The organism is Novosphingobium gossypii (genome assembly GCF_050433305.1).
Taxonomy (GTDB): domain Bacteria; phylum Pseudomonadota; class Alphaproteobacteria; order Sphingomonadales; family Sphingomonadaceae; genus Novosphingobium; species Novosphingobium gossypii.
In genome coordinates, this window is record NZ_JBNPXM010000005.1 from 39111 (window position 1) to 55299 (window position 16189).

A 16189-nucleotide genomic window follows, 5' to 3' on the forward strand; every position below is an offset into this window, starting at 1 on the left:
ATGCGCAAGATCGTCCTGTTCCTCGCTGTCGTGGCGAGCCTGCTGTCGGGCCCGGCCATGGCGTGGGGCTATCTCGGCCACGCCACCATCGGCAAGATCGCTCTGGCCAACGTCAAGCCGTCCACTCGCGCGGAAATCCGCCGCCTGATGACCTATCAGGCGCAGTTGGACACGCCCGAATGCGCGATGACCTCGATCGACAAGGTCGCCACATGGCCCGATTGCATCAAGGGCGAGCGGGAGCGCTGGGCTTACCAGAATTCGTGGCACTATCACGACCAGCCGATCTGCGGCACGTTCGACCTCAAGCTGAACTGTCGCGACGGCATGTGTGCCACCGCCCAAATCCTGCGGGATGAAAAGCTGCTGGCGAATCGCAAGCTGGCTCCCGTGCTGCGGCTGGAGGCGCTGGCGTTCCTGGTCCATTTCGTGGGCGACATCCACCAGCCCCTCCACGTGGGCGAGAACGAGGATCAGGGCGGCAACAAGGTGAAGGCCGATTATGGCGACGCGCCGGGCCGCAACCTGCATTCGATCTGGGACACCACGCTGGCTGAGCGTGCGATCACGTCGGCGCGCCCGCCGCTGGTGCGCGTCTACAGCCCTGCGGAAAAGGCGCGGCTGGCGACCGGCGCGCTGGAGGACTGGACCCGCGAAAGCTACGAGATCAGCCGCGACGTGCTCTATCCGCTGGCGTTCGGCGGCACGCTGCCGTGCCATGTGAAGGAGCCGCAAAAGGTGGTGTGGACCAACGCCGCGATCGAGCAGGCCATCCCCATCGTCGACGAACGCATCGAGCGCGCCGGCCTGCGGCTGGCGAAGATGCTCGACAAGGCGCTGGGATAAGCATCGGCGTCGCCGGGAGCGCCGAGAAAGAGGTCATGCCCAAGTCCACTTCCCACACTCGCGCGTTCCTGCTGCTGGGCCTTGTCATGCTGTTCTGGGCGGGCAATTCGATCACCGGGCGCGCGGTGCGGGACGATATTGCGCCGTTCACGCTGGCTTTCGGGCGCTGGCTTATCGCGGCGCTGGTGTTGCTGCCCATCGCCGCGCGCCAAGTCTGGACCGAGCGGGCTGAAATCCGCGCCGGGTGGCGCTGGATCGTGGCGCTGGGTTTCCTGGGCATCGTCTGCTTTAATTCGTTCATCTATTCTGGGCTGCATTACACCAGCGCGGCCAATGCGCTGCTGCTGCAGGCCTCCATCCCGGCGCTGGTGCTGGTGCTGGACCGCGTGATCTTCGGTGGCAGAGCGGGAGCGCTGCATACGCTGGGCGTGATCGCGTCCACCATCGGCGTCGTCGCCATCGTGTTCCGGGGTGACGTGTCGGCACTGACCACGCTGCGGCTGGGTGCAGGCGATGCGCTGGTGCTGTGCGGGGTGGTGGTCTGGGCGCTCTACACAGTGCTGTTGCGCAAGCGCCCGCCGATCTCTCCGGCGACGTTCCTGTTGCTGGTCTTCCTGATCGGCGCGCTGGCGATGGCGCCGCTGGCGGCATGGGAAGCTTCACGCGGTCCGGGCATCACGTGGACGCCCGCAGTCTTCGCAGCGTTCGCCTATGTCGGGATATTCCCGTCGGTGCTGGCCTACTTCATCTACAACGCGGCCACCGCACAACTCGGACCTGCGCGGTCGGGTCAGGCGATCACGCTGATGCCGCTGTTCGGCGCGCTGCTGTCGGCGCTGCTGTTGGGAGAGAAGCTGGAGGGCTACCACGCTTTCGGCATGGCGCTGATCCTTGCCGGGATCGTGCTTTCCGCCGTCGAACTGGCGCGGCAGCGTTAGACGACGGTCAGGAATAGCCCGGCCAGCGCCGCGCTCATCAGGTTTGAAAGACTGCCCGCCGCCAGTGCGCGCAGGCCCAGCTTGGCGATCATGGGGCGCTGGTTGGGGGCAAGGCTGCCGGTAACCGCCATCTGGATCGCGATGGACGAGAAGTTGGCGAAGCCGCACAATGCGAACGTCACCACCGCCACGGTGCGCGGCGAAAGGGCGCCATCCTTGCCCAGTTCGATGAACGAGACGAATTCGTTCAGCACGATCTTGGTGCCGAACAGGCCGCCCGCATGCATCGCCTCGGTCCAGTCGGGCGTGGCGAGGAGGTAGAACACCGGCGCGAAGATGTAGCCCAGCAGCGCCTGGAAGGTCACGCCTTGGAACCCTAGCAGCCCGGCAGCCCAGCCGACGAAACCGTTGGCCAGCGCGATCAGCGCCACGAAGGCCAGCACCATCGCACCGACCGCGACTGCCAGCTTCACGCCGGTCTGCGCGCCCTGCGAGGCGGCCATGATGATGTTGGCGGGCTTTTCCTCGTCGTGCTCGACCGCTTCGGGCTCGTCGATGTGGACGCCGGGCTGATGCGTCACGTCTTCCCGGTTGAGGGCAGCAGCGGCCAGCGCGGCGGGCGGAGTAGCCGCTTCGTGCACGTCCGCCGGAGCCTGCGCGGCGATACGCGGATCGGGCATGATCATCTTGGCCATGAAGATGCCGCCCGGCGCGGACATGAACGCGGCGGCGACCAGATAGTCGATGCGAATGCCCATCGAGGCATAGGCGGCGAGGATCGTGCCAGCCACGCCCGCAAGGCCCACGGTCATCACGCAGAACAGCTGCGAGGGGTTGAGAGAGGCGAGGTAGGGCCGGATCACCAGCGGGGCCTCGCTCTGCCCGACGAAGATGTTGGAGGCCGCGCACAGGCTTTCGACCTTGCTGATGCCGGTCACCTTCTCCAGCGCGCCGCCCAGCCAGCGCACTACCAGCGGCATGATGCGCAGGTAATAGAGGATGGAGATCAGCGAGGCGAAGAAGATGATGACCGGCAGCGCGGCGATGGCGAAGCTGGTGCCGCCGATCTCCGGCGAGGCGAGCGGCCCGAACAGGAAAGTGACGCCTTCGTGGGCGTAGCTCAGCAGCCCTTCCACCCCGGAGGCGGCCCCGCGCAGCAGGCGGTTGCCGAACGGGACGTAGAGAACCAGCGCGGCAAGGCCCGCCTGCAGCGCGAACGCCGCACCCACGACGCGCAGCCGGATGGCCCGGCGGTCGGTGGAAAGCAGGAAGGCTGCCGCCATGATGAGAACAATGCCGATCAGGCTGTAGGCGACATGCATCGAGGCGCTGGGCTCCGGGAGGTGAGGGGGAAACAGCCGCCGACCCTAGAGATGCGCGCGCGGCAGGGCCAGAGGATTTTGACGGCTCTGCCTGCCTAAGTTCCCCCGGCTATCCCGCCTGTCGTTTCATTTCGAGATAGGCCGCATCACGGGCGTCGTCGGGCAGGGTGAGCAGGTAGCGGCTGGCCTCCCTAAAGGTCAGGAACGGCCTGCCGTCTATAACGACGGGTTCGGTGCGCCCGTTGTAGATCCGGCGTAGCAGGCGGCGCTGGGGTCGGCTGAGGGCGGATTCGTCGGCATCGTCTTCGGTCATCGCTGGGCTCGCATCGGGGCGTGAGGGGTGGATCACCGTCCGGTACGCCGCTTGTTCCAGAAGTCGATGCGCTTCTTCACGTCGCGCTCGAAGCCGCGCTCGTTCGGTTCGTACAGCACTTCGTGTGCGGCGCCGCCCAGTTCGTCGGGAAAGAAGGTCTGGCCGGAGAAGGCATCGGGGTGATCGTGGTCGTACTGGTACCCCTCGTTGTAACCCAGTTCCTTCATCAGCTTGGTCGGCGCATTGAGGATATGCTTTGGCGGCGGGATGGAACCTGTTGCCTTGGCCAGCGCCGCCGCCTTGTTGAAGGCCATGTACGAGGCGTTCGATTTGGGCGCCGTCGCCACGTAGTTGATCGCCTGTGCCAGGAACAGCCGGCCTTCGGGCAGGCCGACGCGCTCGAACGCCTGCCATGCGGTCATCGCCTGAACCAGCGCCTGCGGATCGGCCATGCCGACATCCTCGGACGCTGCGCAGCACAGCCGGCGGAAGATGACGCCGGCATCCTCCCCGCCGTTCAGCATGCGGGCGGCCCAGTAGAGTGCCGCATCGGGATCGCTTCCCCGCAGGCTCTTGTGGAAGCAGCTGAGCAGGTTGTAATGTTCTTCCTGCCCCTTGTCGTAGAGCGGCGCGCGCTGCTGGACCAGCCGGGCAAGGGCGACGGCGTCGATCGGCTCGGCGGGATCGACGGCCATGATCTCCTCGCACAGGCCCAGCAGATAGCGCGCATCGCCGTCCGCCATCGCGATGAGCGAGGCCCGCGCTTCCTCCGTCACCGCAAGCGGCCTGCCGATGTGCGCCTCGGCCCGGTGCATCACCATCTCCAGGTCCTCGGCGGTCAGGCGATGGAGCGTATAGACCTTGGAGCGGGACAGCAGCGCCGAAACCAGGCTGAAGCTGGGGTTCTCGGTCGTCGCGCCGATCAGGACGATGGTGCCGTCCTCTATCGCGGGAAGCAGTGCGTCCTGCACCGGGCGCGAGAAGCGGTGAAGCTCGTCGATGAAGGCGGCGGTCGGGCGGCCTGCCGATTCGCGAGTCTGGGTCGCCTGCGCCAATGCCTTGCGCAAGTCGGCGATGCCGGTGGAGACGGCGGACAACTGGATGAATTCGTACCCCACCTCGTTCGCCATCAGCCGGGCGATGGTGGTCTTGCCGACGCCGGGCGGCCCCCACAGGATGAACGACGACAGCCGCCGCGCCTCGATCATGCGGCCCAGCGGCCCATCCGCCCCCAGCAGGTGCTGCTGGCCAACGATGTCCGCGAAGCGATCGGGGCGCAGCACCTCGGCAAGGGGCCGGGGGGCTTGCTGATCGAAGAGAGTGCTGCGCGTCATGGCGGCGTACTTAGTCATTTCTCCGGCGAATTGCATCGGTTCGCACACGCGCGTAGATTCGGGCGCGAAGGGAGACGCGCCATGGCAACCATCGGATCGGCGTACAGACCGGGGCCCGTGTACTGGATCATCGCCGTCGCAGCCGTTTTGTGGAACGGTTTTGGATGCCTAGACTTCACCATGACCGCCTCACGCAATCCCGCCTATCTGGCGCAGGTTCCGCCCGAGGTCATCGACTGGCTCGATTCCGCGCCCACCTGGACGCTGCTGCCCTGGGCACTGGGCGTCGGTGCGGGGCTGCTGGGAGCACTGCTGCTGCTGGCGCGCTCGCGTCTGGCGGTGGGTGCCTTCGCGGCGTCTCTGGCCGGTTTGTCGGTGTCGCAGGTCTGGCAGGCCTCCAGCGATCGGCCGGCAAGCATGACCACGCCGGCGATGATCGCGATGACGCTGCTGATCTGGGCCGTGACGCTGGCGCTGCTGTGGCATGCCTGGCAACAACGGCGCAGGGGTGTGCTGCGCTGACATAATCCTTTGCACTAAGTGTCTTGCGCGCAGTATAGCGCCGCCCGCGATACGAGAGGGGACGCATCAATGCCACATCCGCTGGGGCTGGAACTGTTGACGGTGCTGGGTCTCGATCCCGTGGCGCACGCGACGCTGGCCGCCGAGCTTGGCTGTCGGACGATGTCCGTGGGGCTGCAGCAGGTGCCCGCGGCGCTCAATCCGCATGGCTATCCCGGCTGGTCCCTGCGCAACGATCCGCCCCTGCGCCGCGCATTCCGGGCGGCGCTGGCGGACCACGGGGTGACCATCGCGCTGGCCGAGGGCATCGACCTGTCGCCACAGGCGGACAGCGAGCGTTGGGAGGCCGACCTCGACCTGATGGCCGAACTGGGCGCGGTGCGGGTGAGCGCGCGCGACATGGGGATGGAACGCGCGCAGGCGTTCGACCGGTTCGCGCTGCTGGCGCGGATGGTGGAACAGCGCGGGATGGAACTGGCCATCGCATTCTCGCCCGTGCTGACGATCCGCTCGCTGGACGAGGCTCTGGCGGCGATCGCGCATATCGATCAGGGGCAGGATGGTCAGGATCGGCTGCGCGCCACGGTGCTGATCGATGCGATGCATTTCTTCCGCTCGGGCGGCACCGTGCGCCAGATCGCCGACCTCGACCCCGCGTTGATCGGCTGCGTCCAGATCTGCGATGGCGCGCGCAAGGGCGAAGGCGACTACATCGCCGAACAGATCACCGGGCGCATGGTGCCGGGGCAGGGCGAACTGCCGCTGCGCGAATTCGTGGACGCCCTGCCGCGCGGGCAGGGGCTGGGGCTGGCGGTGCCGCTGACGGCGGCGGCGCGCAGCGGACGGCCCGCAAGCGACTACGTGGCCGAAGTCGTCCGGCGCACGCGCGAATTCCTGGCCTGACGGACCCCTCTCCGGCTGGAGAGGGGCGGCGAATCAGCCGCGCTTGAGCTGGGTGACGTCGCGGATGGCGCCCTTGGCAGCGCTGGTGGTCATTGCCGCATAAGCCTGCAGCGCAGCCGAGACCTTGCGGGGGCGCGGGTGGACCGGCGACCATGCATCGGCGCCGCGCGCGTCCTGCTGCGACCGGCGATGGGCCATGACTTCGTCCGAGATCATCAGGTTGATCGTGCGGCCGGGGATGTCGATCTCGATCGTGTCGCCGTTCTCGACCAGACCGATCTCGCCGCCTTCCGCCGCCTCGGGCGAGGCGTGGCCGATGGAAAGGCCCGAGGTGCCGCCGGAAAAGCGCCCGTCGGTCAGCAGCGCGCAGGCCTTGCCCAGCCCCTTCGACTTCAGATAGCTGGTGGGATAGAGCATTTCCTGCATGCCCGGCCCACCGCGCGGCCCTTCGTAGCGGATGACCACGACGTCGCCCGCCGCCACCTGACCGCCCAGGATGCCCGCCACGGCAGCGTCCTGCGATTCGTAGACGCGCGCTGTGCCGGTGAACTTCAGGATGCCGTCATCCACGCCCGCCGTCTTCACGATGCAGCCATCGCGCGCGATGTTGCCGTAAAGCACCGCGATGCCGCCGTCCTGGCTGAAGGCGTGCTCTTTGGACCGGATGACGCCGTTTTCACGGTCGAGGTCCAGTTCCTGCCACCGGCGAGACTGGCTGAAGGCGGTCTGCGTCGGCACGCCGCCGGGCGCGGCCTTGTAGAATTCCTGTACCGACGGCTCGTTTGTGCGGCTGATGTCCCAGCGGTTGAGCGCGTCGCCCAGCGTGCGCGAATGCACCGTCGGCAGGTCGGTGTGCAGCAGGCCGGCGCGGTCCAGCTGGCCCAGGATCGCCATGATGCCGCCCGCGCGGTGGACGTCTTCCATGTGGACGTCGGACTTGGCCGGCGCCACCTTGGACAGGCAGGGCACCTGGCGGCTCAGCCGGTCGATGTCGGCCATGGTGAAATCGACGCCCGCTTCGGCGGCGGCGGCCAGCAGGTGCAGCACGGTGTTGGTGGATCCGCCCATGGCGATGTCCAGGCTCATGGCATTCTCGAACGCCTTGAAGCTGGCGACATTGCGCGGCAGCACGCTTTCGTCTTCCTGATCGTAATAGCGGTGGCAAAGGTCGACCGAAAGGCGCCCGGCTTCAAGGAACAGCCGCTCACGGTCGGAGTGGGTCGCCAGCGTGGAGCCGTTGCCGGGCAGCGACAGGCCCAGCGCTTCGGTCAGGCAGTTCATCGAATTGGCGGTGAACATGCCCGAGCACGATCCGCAGGTAGGGCAGGCGGACCGCTCGATCGCCTTCACTTCTTCGTCGGTATAGCTTTCGTCGGCAGCGGCGACCATTGCGTCGACCAGATCGAGCGCGTGTTCCTTGCCGCGCAGAACCACCTTGCCCGCCTCCATCGGCCCGCCGGACACGAAGACGGCGGGGATGTTCAGGCGCATCGCGGCCATCAGCATGCCGGGCGTGATCTTGTCGCAGTTGGAGATGCAGACCATGGCGTCGGCGCAGTGCGCGTTGACCATGTATTCCACGCTGTCGGCGATCAGGTCGCGGCTGGGCAGCGAATAGAGCATGCCGTCGTGGCCCATGGCGATGCCGTCGTCGACCGCGATGGTGTTGAATTCCTTGGCGACGCCGCCTGCCGCCTCGATCTCTCGTGCGACCAACTGGCCCAGATCCTTGAGGTGGACGTGGCCGGGCACGAACTGGGTGAACGAGTTCACCACGGCGATGATCGGCTTGCCGAAGTCGCCATCCTTCATCCCCGTCGCCCGCCAGAGACCCCGCGCGCCCGCCATGTTGCGGCCGTGAGTGGAGGTGCGCGAACGATAGGCAGGCATGAGGAAAGCTCCGGTATGCGTCATGGGCGCGCGGATTCCCGCGCTAGTGTTGCAGCGGCCTCTACACGGCGATTGATTTCAATTCAACGTGAGTTTTAGAAATTATATTTCACGCCTTGAGGCGGGGCTTCCACGAACCCGTCCAGCGCGCTTTGTCGGCTGAGCCAGCAGCACGATCAGCACCACCAGCGACGCGTTGTACAGCAGGCTGTTCAGGAACAGCAGGCCGAACGTTCCGAAGTCCGGCCGGGCTGCGGCGAACAGGCGCGGCATGAAGATCATGCCGAGAACCAGGAAGGGCAACGGCATCAGTCCCCACAACCCGCTCCGTCCGGCATCGCGCAGGCGGCGGGAAATGGCGGCTCCCAGGAACAGGATCAGCAGAACTGCAGTCACGCCAAGGCTCGCCATCGCTGGCGTCAGGTCCGGCATCAGTTCCGGGTGATGGCCATGGACCTGCATTTCGTAGTGCCCCGGCCCGGAACGTACCGTGACCTGATCGGGATGCTCCCGCGCGAACTGCTGCATCCTGTCGAACGTGCCGAGAATTGTGGCCACCATGCTGCCGATGAAGGGGAGCAACGATACGGCAAGGACGATTCCCGCCCACGGCCAGAACTGCGCGCGGGTTTCCGTCCCCGAGAACTGGCGCAGGCTGCGCAGATGCGAGGCGATCATTGCGCGCCTTCGCCCAGAGCCGCGACCACTGCCGCGCACAGCCGCGTCATGACATCGGCCCATTCGGCCTGTCCGGCGGGGTCGCGAATCAGGTCCTGCCGAATTTCGATGCTGATGTACGGCAGGCCGGCCGGTTCGGCGTGGCGGTTCATCGAGGCGTTCAGGAGCTTGCCCGAATAGGGCTGCTGGTCGCCGACCACGAAGCCCTGCGCTTCCAGCCAGGCGATGGCGATGCGGGCGGCGCGTTCGTCCTCGTTGTAGAGGACGCCGACCTCCCATGGCCGCGGTTGGTCGCTGGTGCGGAGCGCGGGCGTGAAGCTGTGCAGCGAGAGGATGAGCGCGGGCGGAGCGTCATCAAGCACGCCGGTAAGGCCCGCATGGTACGGGTCGAAGAAGCGATCGACCCGCGCCTGCCGCTGTGCGGGGCTGAGGACGTTGCCCGGGATCGTGTGACCGTCGCTGGTTTCGGGCATCATGCCGGGGACGTCATGCTTGCGGTTGAAGTCGCACACCAGGCGGCTGACGTTGCCCAGCCATGCCGCAGTCGGTATCGCGCCGGGGTGCTCCACCATGCGTTCGGCGATCGCGGCGACGCCGATGTCCACCGCGATGTGCTCGTTCAGCAGGGCCGGGTCGATCCCCAGGTCGATGTCGTCCGGCACGCGGTTGGAAGCATGATCCGACACGACCAGCACGCCGCCGGGCGTAGGCGTGCCGAGCAGGCGGTGGAACTCGGTTTCCAATCTGACCTCCAGTTGCGCGATGGCGACTTTCCGGCAGACCTTATCGCAACTTTCCGCGCATTTGCCACCAGTCGGGGTGCGTTTCCGCCAGCTTATCCGCTGCTGCCTGCATCTGCGCTGCGCCGTCATACAGCGCAAAGCAGGTCGCGCCCGAACCCGACATGCGGGCAAGGAACGGGTCTGTGACGTTCAGGGCAGACAGTACTTCGGCGACTGCCGGGCAGATCGCGATGGCCGGGGCTTCCAGATCGTTGCGTCCGTCAAGCGCGATGGCGCGCACGGAGCCTGTGGGCAGCCGCCCTCGATCGATCCCGTCCCAGGCCTTGAACACCGGCCCGGTCGGCACGCCGATACGCGGGTTGACCAGCAAAACCGGGGTGCCGGCAAGGTCGCTGTCCACCGGATCCAGATCGGTGCCGGTGCCCGTGCCGATGCATGTGGTGGAGAGCACGCAGGCGGGCACGTCCGCGCCCAGCCGCGCGGCCCGCTGGCGCCAGTCGTCGGGGAGACCGTGCGCGGCTTCCACCATGCGGAAGATCGCCCCGGCATCCGCCGAACCGCCGCCAAGCCCCGCAGCCACGGGCAACCGCTTTTCCAGTGCGACATTCCAGCCCTTGCCATGCGGCAGTGCCAACAGCGCCTTGGCGACGATGTTGCCGAACGGATTCTCGATCTTCGCGGCAAATTCGCCAACCGTTGTCAGCCGGTCCGCGTCCGACGGGGCGGCGTCAAGGCGGTCGCCGTCGTCCACGAAGGCGAACAGGGTCTCCAGCTCGTGGTAGCCGTCTTCGCGACGACGGCGGACGTGGAGCGCAAGGTTAATCTTGGCATAGGCGGTTTCGGACAGCATCCGTGCACCCATGCCGCCGCCGAAGGGGGGACGCAATGCCCATCACCGCCCGACATAGTGACCGGGCCGTTAACGAATTGGCAACCGATAGGGACTAACCCCGAGCATACAGGAGACGGCGATTTCGGTCGCCGGATTGACAGGAGCCGCCGAAAAGCCGGATGGGACCGATCGTCGGGGGGCGAGAAGGTCTTTATCCGTTCCCGACGGCGGCTCCTGGCATTTCACGCCTTCGTCGTCAGTTGCCCAGCGCGTGCTGCTCCGCCGTGACCGGCGCGCGGTTCGGCTGCTCTGACAGGGCCCTGATGATCCACACCGTAGACATGGCCAGGATCGCCAGCACCAGACTGGTCAACAATACGTAGCGGACAATATGCGGAGTGCTGCCGCCGCGCGCTTCGTCATCGTCGAGATGAACTTCGTCACCTGATCGATACATCATCGCTCTCCCGTCGGTTCGACGGCGGCCTTGATGGTCGCGCTATTCGACCGAACCGTGGAGGTGGAACGATGATGCAGACCCGTTCGTTCCCGGCGGGGCCTGCGACCGGAGCAGTTGCAACGTCCGCTCGTCCCGCTGTCCCTCGCACAAGCCGTCGAGCGCTGTGCCGAAGCAGCCTGCCATGCCATCATTGCCCGCAGCCTCGAACAGGGTCATCGAACTGCGGAACTTCATGGCATCGATCGAGCCAAGGATCGTCCGGGCATCGCGGCGCCCGGCCCATCCCATCAGCAACTGCGTCGCTTCGGCCAGCCGCGCGCCCAGTTTCGGATGATCGAGGTAGGCCCGCGCCTCATCAAGGTCGGCGATGGCATAGCGGCGTGCCATCGGGCTTGAACCCAGCCCGGCGATCTGCGGGAACACGAACCACATCCAGTGCGTGCGCTTGTCGCCCTGAGCCAGTTCCAGGCGAACCTGATCCCACACCTCGTCCTGCGCGGCGGTGAAGCGTTCGACGCTCATCGCGCGTGTTCGAGTTCGGATCCCCGCTTCAGGGCACGGGCGCCATCCTCCTGCTCGATCAGATAGGCGGGGTTCTCGGAGGTGCCGTTGCGCACGATCCGCTTGCCAGAAATGGTCCGGCTGACGCGGCGATCGAAGCGTTCGGCGATCTGGCCGGTGGCCGTGCCGCTGCCCCAGTTCCAGCGCACCTTGCTTCCCTTGCGGAAAGCGGCGCTCACGGGGTCTGGTCCTTCTGCTCGGCAACGGCGCGCTCGGTGTCGGCATGGCCGCCGGTCTCGGGCGTGGTCAGCGCGCCTGTCATCCAGACCGCTGTCAGCGCCACGACGACGAGCGCAAGGCTGATAAGCAGAACGTAGCGCACGATGCCCGGCGTCTCGCCGCTGCGGGCTTCCTGCTTGTCGAGATGAACTTCGGGTGCACGGTTATCCATGGCGTGTCTCTCCGATTGCGGGCGGCACACCGGCCGCCCCTTTCCATCGACAACACGCCGGGGCGGGCGATCGTTCCGTCAGCCCGCCCCGTGCAGATGCAGATCAGTCGCGCAGGAGTTCGTTGATGCCCGTCTTGGAGCGGGTCTGCGCGTCCACCGTCTTGACGATGACGGCGCAGTAGAGCGACGGGCCGGGGGTGCCATCGGGCAGCGGCTTGCCGGGCAGGGCGCCGGGGACGACGACTGCATAAGGCGGCACTCGGCCGATGTGGACCTCGCCGGTTGCGCGATCGACGATCTTGGTCGATGCGCCGATGAACACGCCCATCGACAGCACCGCGCCTTCGCCCACGATCACGCCTTCGGCCACTTCCGAACGCGCGCCGATGAAGGCGCCGTCCTCGATGATGACCGGCCCGGCCTGCAGCGGCTCAAGCACGCCGCCGATGCCCGCGCCACCCGAGATGTGGACGTTTTTGCCGATCTGCGCGCACGAGCCGACGGTCGCCCAGGTGTCGACCATGGTGCCTTCGCCGACATAGGCGCCCAGGTTCACAAAGCTGGGCATCAGCACCACGCCCTTCGAGATGTGCGCGCTGCGGCGCACGACGGCGCCCGGCACCACGCGCACGCCTGCCGCCTTGAAGCGGGCATCGTCCCAGCCGGCGAACTTGAGCGGCACCTTGTCGTAAGCGGGCGCGCCTGCCGCGCCGTAGTCGATCACGGCATTGTCGTTCAGGCGGAAGCTGAGCAGCACCGCCTTCTTGAGCCACTGGTTGACGACCCATTCGCCGTCCACCTTCTCGGCAACGCGGGCCTTGCCCGAATCGAGCAGCTCCAGTGCCTCGTCGACGATCTTGCGCACGTCGGCGCTGGCGGGGGTGACGGTGTCACGCGCGTCGAACGCGGCTTCGATCTGGGCGGCGAGGTCGGACATGGCGTTTGGTCTCCGAAAAACGAAAGAATGTATCGCGGCGCGGCCTAGAGGCAGATGGCGCGCGGGGCAAGGCCGTCGTCGGGCAAGGGTGGCGTGCGTGGCTGAGCCTGTCGAAGCCCCAGCGCCCCGGCACTGGCTCTCAGTCGTCAGGCTGCATCAGCTCGCGCACGAACCCGATCAGCCCCGTCTGGCGAGCGCGGCGCAGGCGTTCGGCGTGGAGGATCTTCTTCACTTCCTCGAAGCAGCTGGCGATGTCATCATTGACGACGACATAGTCGTAGCCGTCCCAGTGGCTGATTTCCGAGCGCGCGCGTTCCATCCGGCCATGGATCACCTCGGCGCTGTCGGTGCCGCGCCCGGTCAGGCGGCGGCGCAGTTCCTCTATGCTGGGGGGCAACAGGAACACGCGCACGACGTCGCGTTCCAGCTTCTGGTACAGCTGCTGCGTACCCTGCCAGTCGATGTCGAACATATAGTCGATGCCGTCTTTCAGGCCGGCCTTAACCTGCGCCTTGGGCGTGCCGTAGCTCTGCCCGAAGACGGTCGCCCATTCCAGGAACTCGCCCGCTTCGGCCATGCGGTCGAACTGTTCGTGGCTGACGAAGTGGTAATGCTCGCCATCGACTTCGCCGGGGCGGGGCTGGCGCGTGGTGCAGGACACCGAATTGCGCAGCTGCGGATCGTGCTCCAGCAACATGCGCGCGATCGTCGTCTTGCCCGCGCCCGACGGGGAGGACAGGATGAACATCAGGCCGCGCCGCGCAAGCGTGCCGGTGGCGTCGGAGGAAGGAGTGGACTGGACCATGGCCTCCGATGCCGATGCCGGGCGCGCAAATCAAGCGCGGAAACACGAAACCGTGCGCGAAAACCCCCTTTCGCGCGCTTGCCCCGGTGCGGTCTGCTCGGCTATCAGCGCGCAGAAACCTGACGGGTGCGGCAAATCCCGCCGTGCCCGCGCGTCATGCCTTTATCCAAGGAGCCGGTGTTGCTGTTCCTCACCATCTTCCAGATCGTCAGCTACCTGATCGACATCATCGTCTTCGTGGTGATCGTGCAGTTCGTGCTTGGCCTGCTGATCGCGTTCAACGTGGTCAACATGCACAACCAGTTCGTCTCGGCGCTCTACACGGCGCTGAATGCGATTCTGGACCCCATGCTACGCCCGATCCGGCGGATCATGCCCAACACCGGCGCGATCGATTTTTCGCCGATGGTGCTGATAATCGGCCTGAAGATCCTGCAGATCATCTTCGGCAACCTGGCCATGGCAGGCTACTGATGGCGGACATCATCGACGGCAAGGCCTTCGCCGAAGGCCTGCGCGCGCGGATCGGCACGGTCGCCGCCGCGTTCGAGGCGGGGGCGGGGCGCAAGGCGGGTCTGGCCGTGGTATTGGTGGGCGAAGACCCGGCAAGCCAGGTCTACGTGCGCAACAAGGGCAAGCAGACCCTTGCCGCGGGCATGAACAGTTTCGAGCACACGCTGCCCGCAGACACGTCCGAAGCGGACCTGCTGGCCGTGGTGGAGCAATTGAATCAGGATCCCGCGGTGGACGGCATCCTCGTCCAGCTGCCGCTGCCCGCGCACATGAACGAGCAGAAGGTCATCGCCACGATCAACCCCGACAAGGACGTGGACGGCTTCCACGTCGTCAACGTCGGGCGGCTGGCGACGGGGCTGCCGGGGTTCGTACCCTGCACCCCGCTGGGCTGCGTGATGCTGCTGAAGGATCGCCTCGGCTCGCTGTCGGGGCTGAATGCGGTGGTGATCGGGCGCTCCAACATCGTCGGCAAGCCGATGGCGCAGCTGCTGATCGCGGAAAGCTGCACCGTCACGGTCGCGCATAGCCGCACGAAGGATTTGCCCGAAGTGGTGCGCCGCGCCGACATCGTGGTGGCGGCTGTTGGCCGACCCGAAATGGTCAAGGGCGACTGGCTCAAGCCTGGCGCAACCGTGATCGACGTGGGCATCAACCGTGTTCCGGGCGCGCAAGAGGGCAAGACGAAGCTTGTGGGCGACGTTGATTTCGCCTCCGCCGCGCAAGTTGCCGGAGCGATCACGCCGGTTCCGGGCGGAGTGGGGCCGATGACCATCGCGGTGCTGCTGCGCAACACGGTGGTCGCCGCGCACCGCAACGCGGGGCTGGCGCTGGACGAGGGCAGCCTTTGAAGCGGATCATGGTCGGTCTAGTGCTGGCGGCGGCGATCGTCGCCCCGCTTCAGACCGACGCACGCCCCCGGCGGCAGCTTGCTCCGGGGACAGGCACCGCGAACCCCAGCGTTCTGGTCGCCGAAGAGATCGCCTTTGCCCGGATGGCGCGTGAAAAGGGCCAGTGGAAGGCCTTTCGCGAATTCGCCGATGAAACGGCGCTTATGTTCGTCCCGCAGGAAGTCGTGGCGCAGGACTGGCTGAAGAAGCAGGCCGAGCCCACCGCGCCTTTGCAATGGGATGCCCATCGCATCTGGATGAGCTGCGACGGCACGCTGGGCGTCACCAAGGGCGCGTGGACGCGGCCCGATGGCACCGTCGGCTGGTACACCACGATCTGGAAGCGGCAGAAGAAGGGCGAATACCGCTGGGTGCTCGATCACGGCGATACGCTGGCCACGGCGCTGCCGGAACCTGACATGCTGACCGCAAAAGTGGCGCAGTGCGGGCGCAAGCCCGACGTTGCCGCGCCCGCGACGCCGCCCGCCGATGCGCGCACCTTCACCGGCGGAAACTCGCAGGACGGCACCCTGCGCTGGAATGTCACGGTGCTGGGCGGCAACGATGCCCGTTCGGTCAGCGTACAACTGTGGAACGGCACCAAATTCGACACGATCGTGCAGGACAACGTGGTTCCGCCCCAGTAGAACATGCTCTAGGGTCCGGCGCATGTACGAACTTTTCATCAGCGCCTTCGTCACCCTCTTCGTCGTCATCGACCCGCCGGGCTGTGCGCCGATCTATGCGGGCCTCTCCGCCGGAGCGAGCCGTGCGCAGGCCTTTTCCATGGCTGCACGCGCCTGCATCGTGGCGGCGATCATCCTTGTCGTCTTCGCCCTGTTCGGCAAGAAACTGCTGGGCGCGCTGCATATCGAACTCGACGCCTTCCGCATCGCCGGCGGCATCATGCTGTTCATGATCGCCATCGACATGGTCTTCGAAAAGCGCACCCAGCGGCGGGAGGAACGCGCCGAGAAGATCATCGCCCACAACGCCAGCACGCCCGAGGTGGAGGACGTGTCCATCTTCCCGATGGCGATGCCGATGCTGGCCGGGCCCGGGTCCATCGCCACGATGATGCTGCTGACCAGCCGCGCGCATGGCAGCCAGCAGACGATCACCATCCTGGGCGCGATGGTGGCGGTGATGCTGCTGGCCTTCGCCGCGCTGGCTGCGGCCGGGCCGCTGATGAAGGTGCTGGGCGACAAGGTGGAGGCGGTCATCACCCGCCTGCTGGGCGTGCTGCTGGCCGCGCTGGCGGCGCAGTACGTGATCGACGGAGTCAAGGCCACGCTGCTGCCAGCATGATCG

The 16189-nt window shown here is 66.6% G+C and carries 21 protein-coding genes; 8 read left to right on the plus strand and 13 right to left on the minus strand.

Features of this window, described 5'->3' with window-relative positions; genetic code table 11:
- Together GGR40_RS11040 and GGR40_RS11045 are read left to right on the plus strand one after the other, a co-directional pair.
- Positions 1–846 (plus strand): S1/P1 nuclease, encoded by an 846-nt coding sequence (locus GGR40_RS11040; protein ID WP_429276294.1) that lies wholly within the window; start codon positions 1–3, stop codon positions 844–846.
- 35 nt (positions 847–881) lie between these two features.
- On the plus strand, positions 882–1784 hold the full coding sequence (locus tag GGR40_RS11045; protein ID WP_429276295.1) for a DMT family transporter: 903 nt from the start codon (positions 882–884) through the stop codon (positions 1782–1784).
- Here the strand turns inward: GGR40_RS11045 and GGR40_RS11050 are convergent.
- The 3 genes from GGR40_RS11050 to GGR40_RS11060 form a co-directional block, all read right to left on the minus strand.
- Positions 1781–3106 (minus strand): NupC/NupG family nucleoside CNT transporter, encoded by a 1326-nt coding sequence (locus GGR40_RS11050; protein ID WP_429276296.1) that lies wholly within the window; start codon positions 3104–3106, stop codon positions 1781–1783. The genes GGR40_RS11045 and GGR40_RS11050 overlap by 4 nt on opposite strands.
- Positions 3107–3215: 109 nt before the next feature.
- Positions 3216–3419 (minus strand): hypothetical protein, encoded by a 204-nt coding sequence (locus GGR40_RS11055; RefSeq protein WP_429276297.1) that lies wholly within the window; start codon positions 3417–3419, stop codon positions 3216–3218.
- Between the two features lie 32 nt (positions 3420–3451).
- Complete coding sequence (locus GGR40_RS11060; RefSeq protein WP_429276298.1) at positions 3452–4753, minus strand: replication-associated recombination protein A; 1302 nt, start codon at positions 4751–4753, stop codon at positions 3452–3454.
- A gap of 81 nt (positions 4754–4834) precedes the next feature.
- On the opposite strand from GGR40_RS11060, the gene GGR40_RS11065 reads away from it, so the two are divergent.
- On the plus strand, positions 4835–5275 hold the full coding sequence (locus GGR40_RS11065) for a hypothetical protein (RefSeq protein WP_429276299.1): 441 nt from the start codon (positions 4835–4837) through the stop codon (positions 5273–5275).
- A gap of 69 nt (positions 5276–5344) precedes the next feature.
- Positions 5345–6178, plus strand: coding sequence for a sugar phosphate isomerase/epimerase family protein (locus tag GGR40_RS11070; protein ID WP_429276300.1), 834 nt, complete (start codon positions 5345–5347; stop codon positions 6176–6178).
- Between the two features lie 33 nt (positions 6179–6211).
- Here GGR40_RS11070 and ilvD read toward each other — a convergent pair whose 3' ends face one another.
- The 10 genes from ilvD to gmk all read right to left on the minus strand — a co-directional run bounded on the left by ilvD (position 6212) and on the right by gmk (position 13475).
- Positions 6212–8068 carry a dihydroxy-acid dehydratase gene (gene ilvD / locus GGR40_RS11075; RefSeq protein ID WP_429276531.1) on the minus strand — a complete coding sequence of 619 codons (1857 nt, stop codon included), beginning with the start codon at positions 8066–8068 and terminating at the stop codon, positions 6212–6214.
- A 102-nt stretch (positions 8069–8170) separates the two neighbouring features.
- Entirely contained in the window at positions 8171–8746 is a 576-nt protein-coding gene (locus tag GGR40_RS11080) for a DUF805 domain-containing protein (protein ID WP_429276301.1), read from the minus strand.
- Entirely contained in the window at positions 8743–9489 is a 747-nt protein-coding gene (locus GGR40_RS11085; RefSeq protein ID WP_429276302.1) for an N-formylglutamate amidohydrolase, read from the minus strand. Before GGR40_RS11085 ends, GGR40_RS11080 begins: the two co-directional genes overlap by 4 nt.
- A 40-nt stretch (positions 9490–9529) precedes the next feature.
- Positions 9530–10351, minus strand: a complete 822-nt coding sequence (locus GGR40_RS11090) for a 4-(cytidine 5'-diphospho)-2-C-methyl-D-erythritol kinase (RefSeq protein WP_429276303.1) — start codon at positions 10349–10351, stop codon at positions 9530–9532.
- Positions 10352–10577: 226 nt separating this feature from the next.
- A complete protein-coding gene (locus GGR40_RS11095) occupies positions 10578–10781 on the minus strand; it encodes a hypothetical protein (RefSeq protein WP_429276304.1) in 204 nt (67 codons plus the stop codon).
- Between the two features lie 39 nt (positions 10782–10820).
- Entirely contained in the window at positions 10821–11303 is a 483-nt protein-coding gene (locus GGR40_RS11100; RefSeq protein ID WP_429276305.1) for a DUF1810 domain-containing protein, read from the minus strand.
- On the minus strand, positions 11300–11521 hold the full coding sequence (locus GGR40_RS11105) for a hypervirulence associated TUDOR domain-containing protein (protein WP_429276306.1): 222 nt from the start codon (positions 11519–11521) through the stop codon (positions 11300–11302). The genes GGR40_RS11100 and GGR40_RS11105 overlap by 4 nt, the downstream gene beginning before the upstream one ends.
- The gene (locus tag GGR40_RS11110; protein ID WP_429276307.1) at positions 11518–11733 is read right to left on the minus strand and encodes a hypothetical protein; all 216 of its coding nucleotides are present in this window, start codon (positions 11731–11733) and stop codon (positions 11518–11520) included. The genes GGR40_RS11105 and GGR40_RS11110 overlap by 4 nt, the downstream gene beginning before the upstream one ends.
- A gap of 103 nt (positions 11734–11836) precedes the next feature.
- On the minus strand, positions 11837–12670 hold the full coding sequence (gene dapD / locus GGR40_RS11115; protein WP_429276308.1) for a 2,3,4,5-tetrahydropyridine-2,6-dicarboxylate N-succinyltransferase: 834 nt from the start codon (positions 12668–12670) through the stop codon (positions 11837–11839).
- A 139-nt stretch (positions 12671–12809) separates the two neighbouring features.
- Positions 12810–13475, minus strand: coding sequence for a guanylate kinase (gene gmk / locus GGR40_RS11120; protein WP_429276309.1), 666 nt, complete (start codon positions 13473–13475; stop codon positions 12810–12812).
- A gap of 180 nt (positions 13476–13655) precedes the next feature.
- Here gmk and GGR40_RS11125 point away from each other — a divergent pair, with 180 nt between their 5' ends.
- The 4 genes from GGR40_RS11125 to GGR40_RS11140 are packed head-to-tail and all read left to right on the plus strand — an operon-like array spanning position 13656 to position 16186.
- Positions 13656–13949, plus strand: a complete 294-nt coding sequence (locus GGR40_RS11125; RefSeq protein WP_429276532.1) for a YggT family protein — start codon at positions 13656–13658, stop codon at positions 13947–13949.
- Positions 13949–14839: a bifunctional methylenetetrahydrofolate dehydrogenase/methenyltetrahydrofolate cyclohydrolase FolD gene (gene folD, locus GGR40_RS11130; protein WP_429276310.1), complete on the plus strand. Its 891-nt coding sequence runs from the start codon at positions 13949–13951 to the stop codon at positions 14837–14839. The genes GGR40_RS11125 and folD overlap by 1 nt, the downstream gene beginning before the upstream one ends.
- Positions 14840–14847: 8 nt before the next feature.
- Positions 14848–15525, plus strand: a complete 678-nt coding sequence (locus tag GGR40_RS11135; protein WP_429276311.1) for a hypothetical protein — start codon at positions 14848–14850, stop codon at positions 15523–15525.
- Positions 15526–15547: 22 nt separating this feature from the next.
- Positions 15548–16186, plus strand: coding sequence for a MarC family protein (locus tag GGR40_RS11140; protein ID WP_429276312.1), 639 nt, complete (start codon positions 15548–15550; stop codon positions 16184–16186).
- Positions 16187–16189 lie beyond the last annotated feature (3 nt).

Excerpts from the sequence above, each read along its gene's own strand:
- GGR40_RS11135 (WP_429276311.1), top strand. The coding sequence starts at position 14,848 with ATGGTCGGTCTAGTGCTGGCGGCGGCGATCGTCGCCCCGCTTCAGACC.
- GGR40_RS11045 (WP_429276295.1), top strand. The coding sequence starts at position 882 with ATGCCCAAGTCCACTTCCCACACTCGCGCGTTCCTGCTGCTGGGCCTT.
- dapD (WP_429276308.1), bottom strand. The coding sequence starts at position 12,670 with ATGTCCGACCTCGCCGCCCAGATCGAAGCCGCGTTCGACGCGCGTGAC.
- GGR40_RS11080 (WP_429276301.1), bottom strand. The coding sequence starts at position 8,746 with ATGATCGCCTCGCATCTGCGCAGCCTGCGCCAGTTCTCGGGGACGGAA.
- GGR40_RS11100 (WP_429276305.1), bottom strand. The coding sequence starts at position 11,303 with ATGAGCGTCGAACGCTTCACCGCCGCGCAGGACGAGGTGTGGGATCAG.
- GGR40_RS11050 (WP_429276296.1), bottom strand. The coding sequence starts at position 3,106 with ATGCATGTCGCCTACAGCCTGATCGGCATTGTTCTCATCATGGCGGCA.
- GGR40_RS11070 (WP_429276300.1), top strand. The coding sequence starts at position 5,345 with ATGCCACATCCGCTGGGGCTGGAACTGTTGACGGTGCTGGGTCTCGAT.
- GGR40_RS11095 (WP_429276304.1), bottom strand. The coding sequence starts at position 10,781 with ATGATGTATCGATCAGGTGACGAAGTTCATCTCGACGATGACGAAGCG.
- GGR40_RS11140 (WP_429276312.1), top strand. The coding sequence starts at position 15,548 with ATGTACGAACTTTTCATCAGCGCCTTCGTCACCCTCTTCGTCGTCATC.
- gmk (WP_429276309.1), bottom strand. The coding sequence starts at position 13,475 with ATGGTCCAGTCCACTCCTTCCTCCGACGCCACCGGCACGCTTGCGCGG.
- ilvD (WP_429276531.1), bottom strand. The coding sequence starts at position 8,068 with ATGCCTGCCTATCGTTCGCGCACCTCCACTCACGGCCGCAACATGGCG.
- GGR40_RS11060 (WP_429276298.1), bottom strand. The coding sequence starts at position 4,753 with ATGACGCGCAGCACTCTCTTCGATCAGCAAGCCCCCCGGCCCCTTGCC.
- GGR40_RS11040 (WP_429276294.1), top strand. The coding sequence starts at position 1 with ATGCGCAAGATCGTCCTGTTCCTCGCTGTCGTGGCGAGCCTGCTGTCG.
- GGR40_RS11065 (WP_429276299.1), top strand. The coding sequence starts at position 4,835 with ATGGCAACCATCGGATCGGCGTACAGACCGGGGCCCGTGTACTGGATC.
- GGR40_RS11055 (WP_429276297.1), bottom strand. The coding sequence starts at position 3,419 with ATGACCGAAGACGATGCCGACGAATCCGCCCTCAGCCGACCCCAGCGC.
- GGR40_RS11110 (WP_429276307.1), bottom strand. The coding sequence starts at position 11,733 with ATGGATAACCGTGCACCCGAAGTTCATCTCGACAAGCAGGAAGCCCGC.
- GGR40_RS11090 (WP_429276303.1), bottom strand. The coding sequence starts at position 10,351 with ATGGGTGCACGGATGCTGTCCGAAACCGCCTATGCCAAGATTAACCTT.
- folD (WP_429276310.1), top strand. The coding sequence starts at position 13,949 with ATGGCGGACATCATCGACGGCAAGGCCTTCGCCGAAGGCCTGCGCGCG.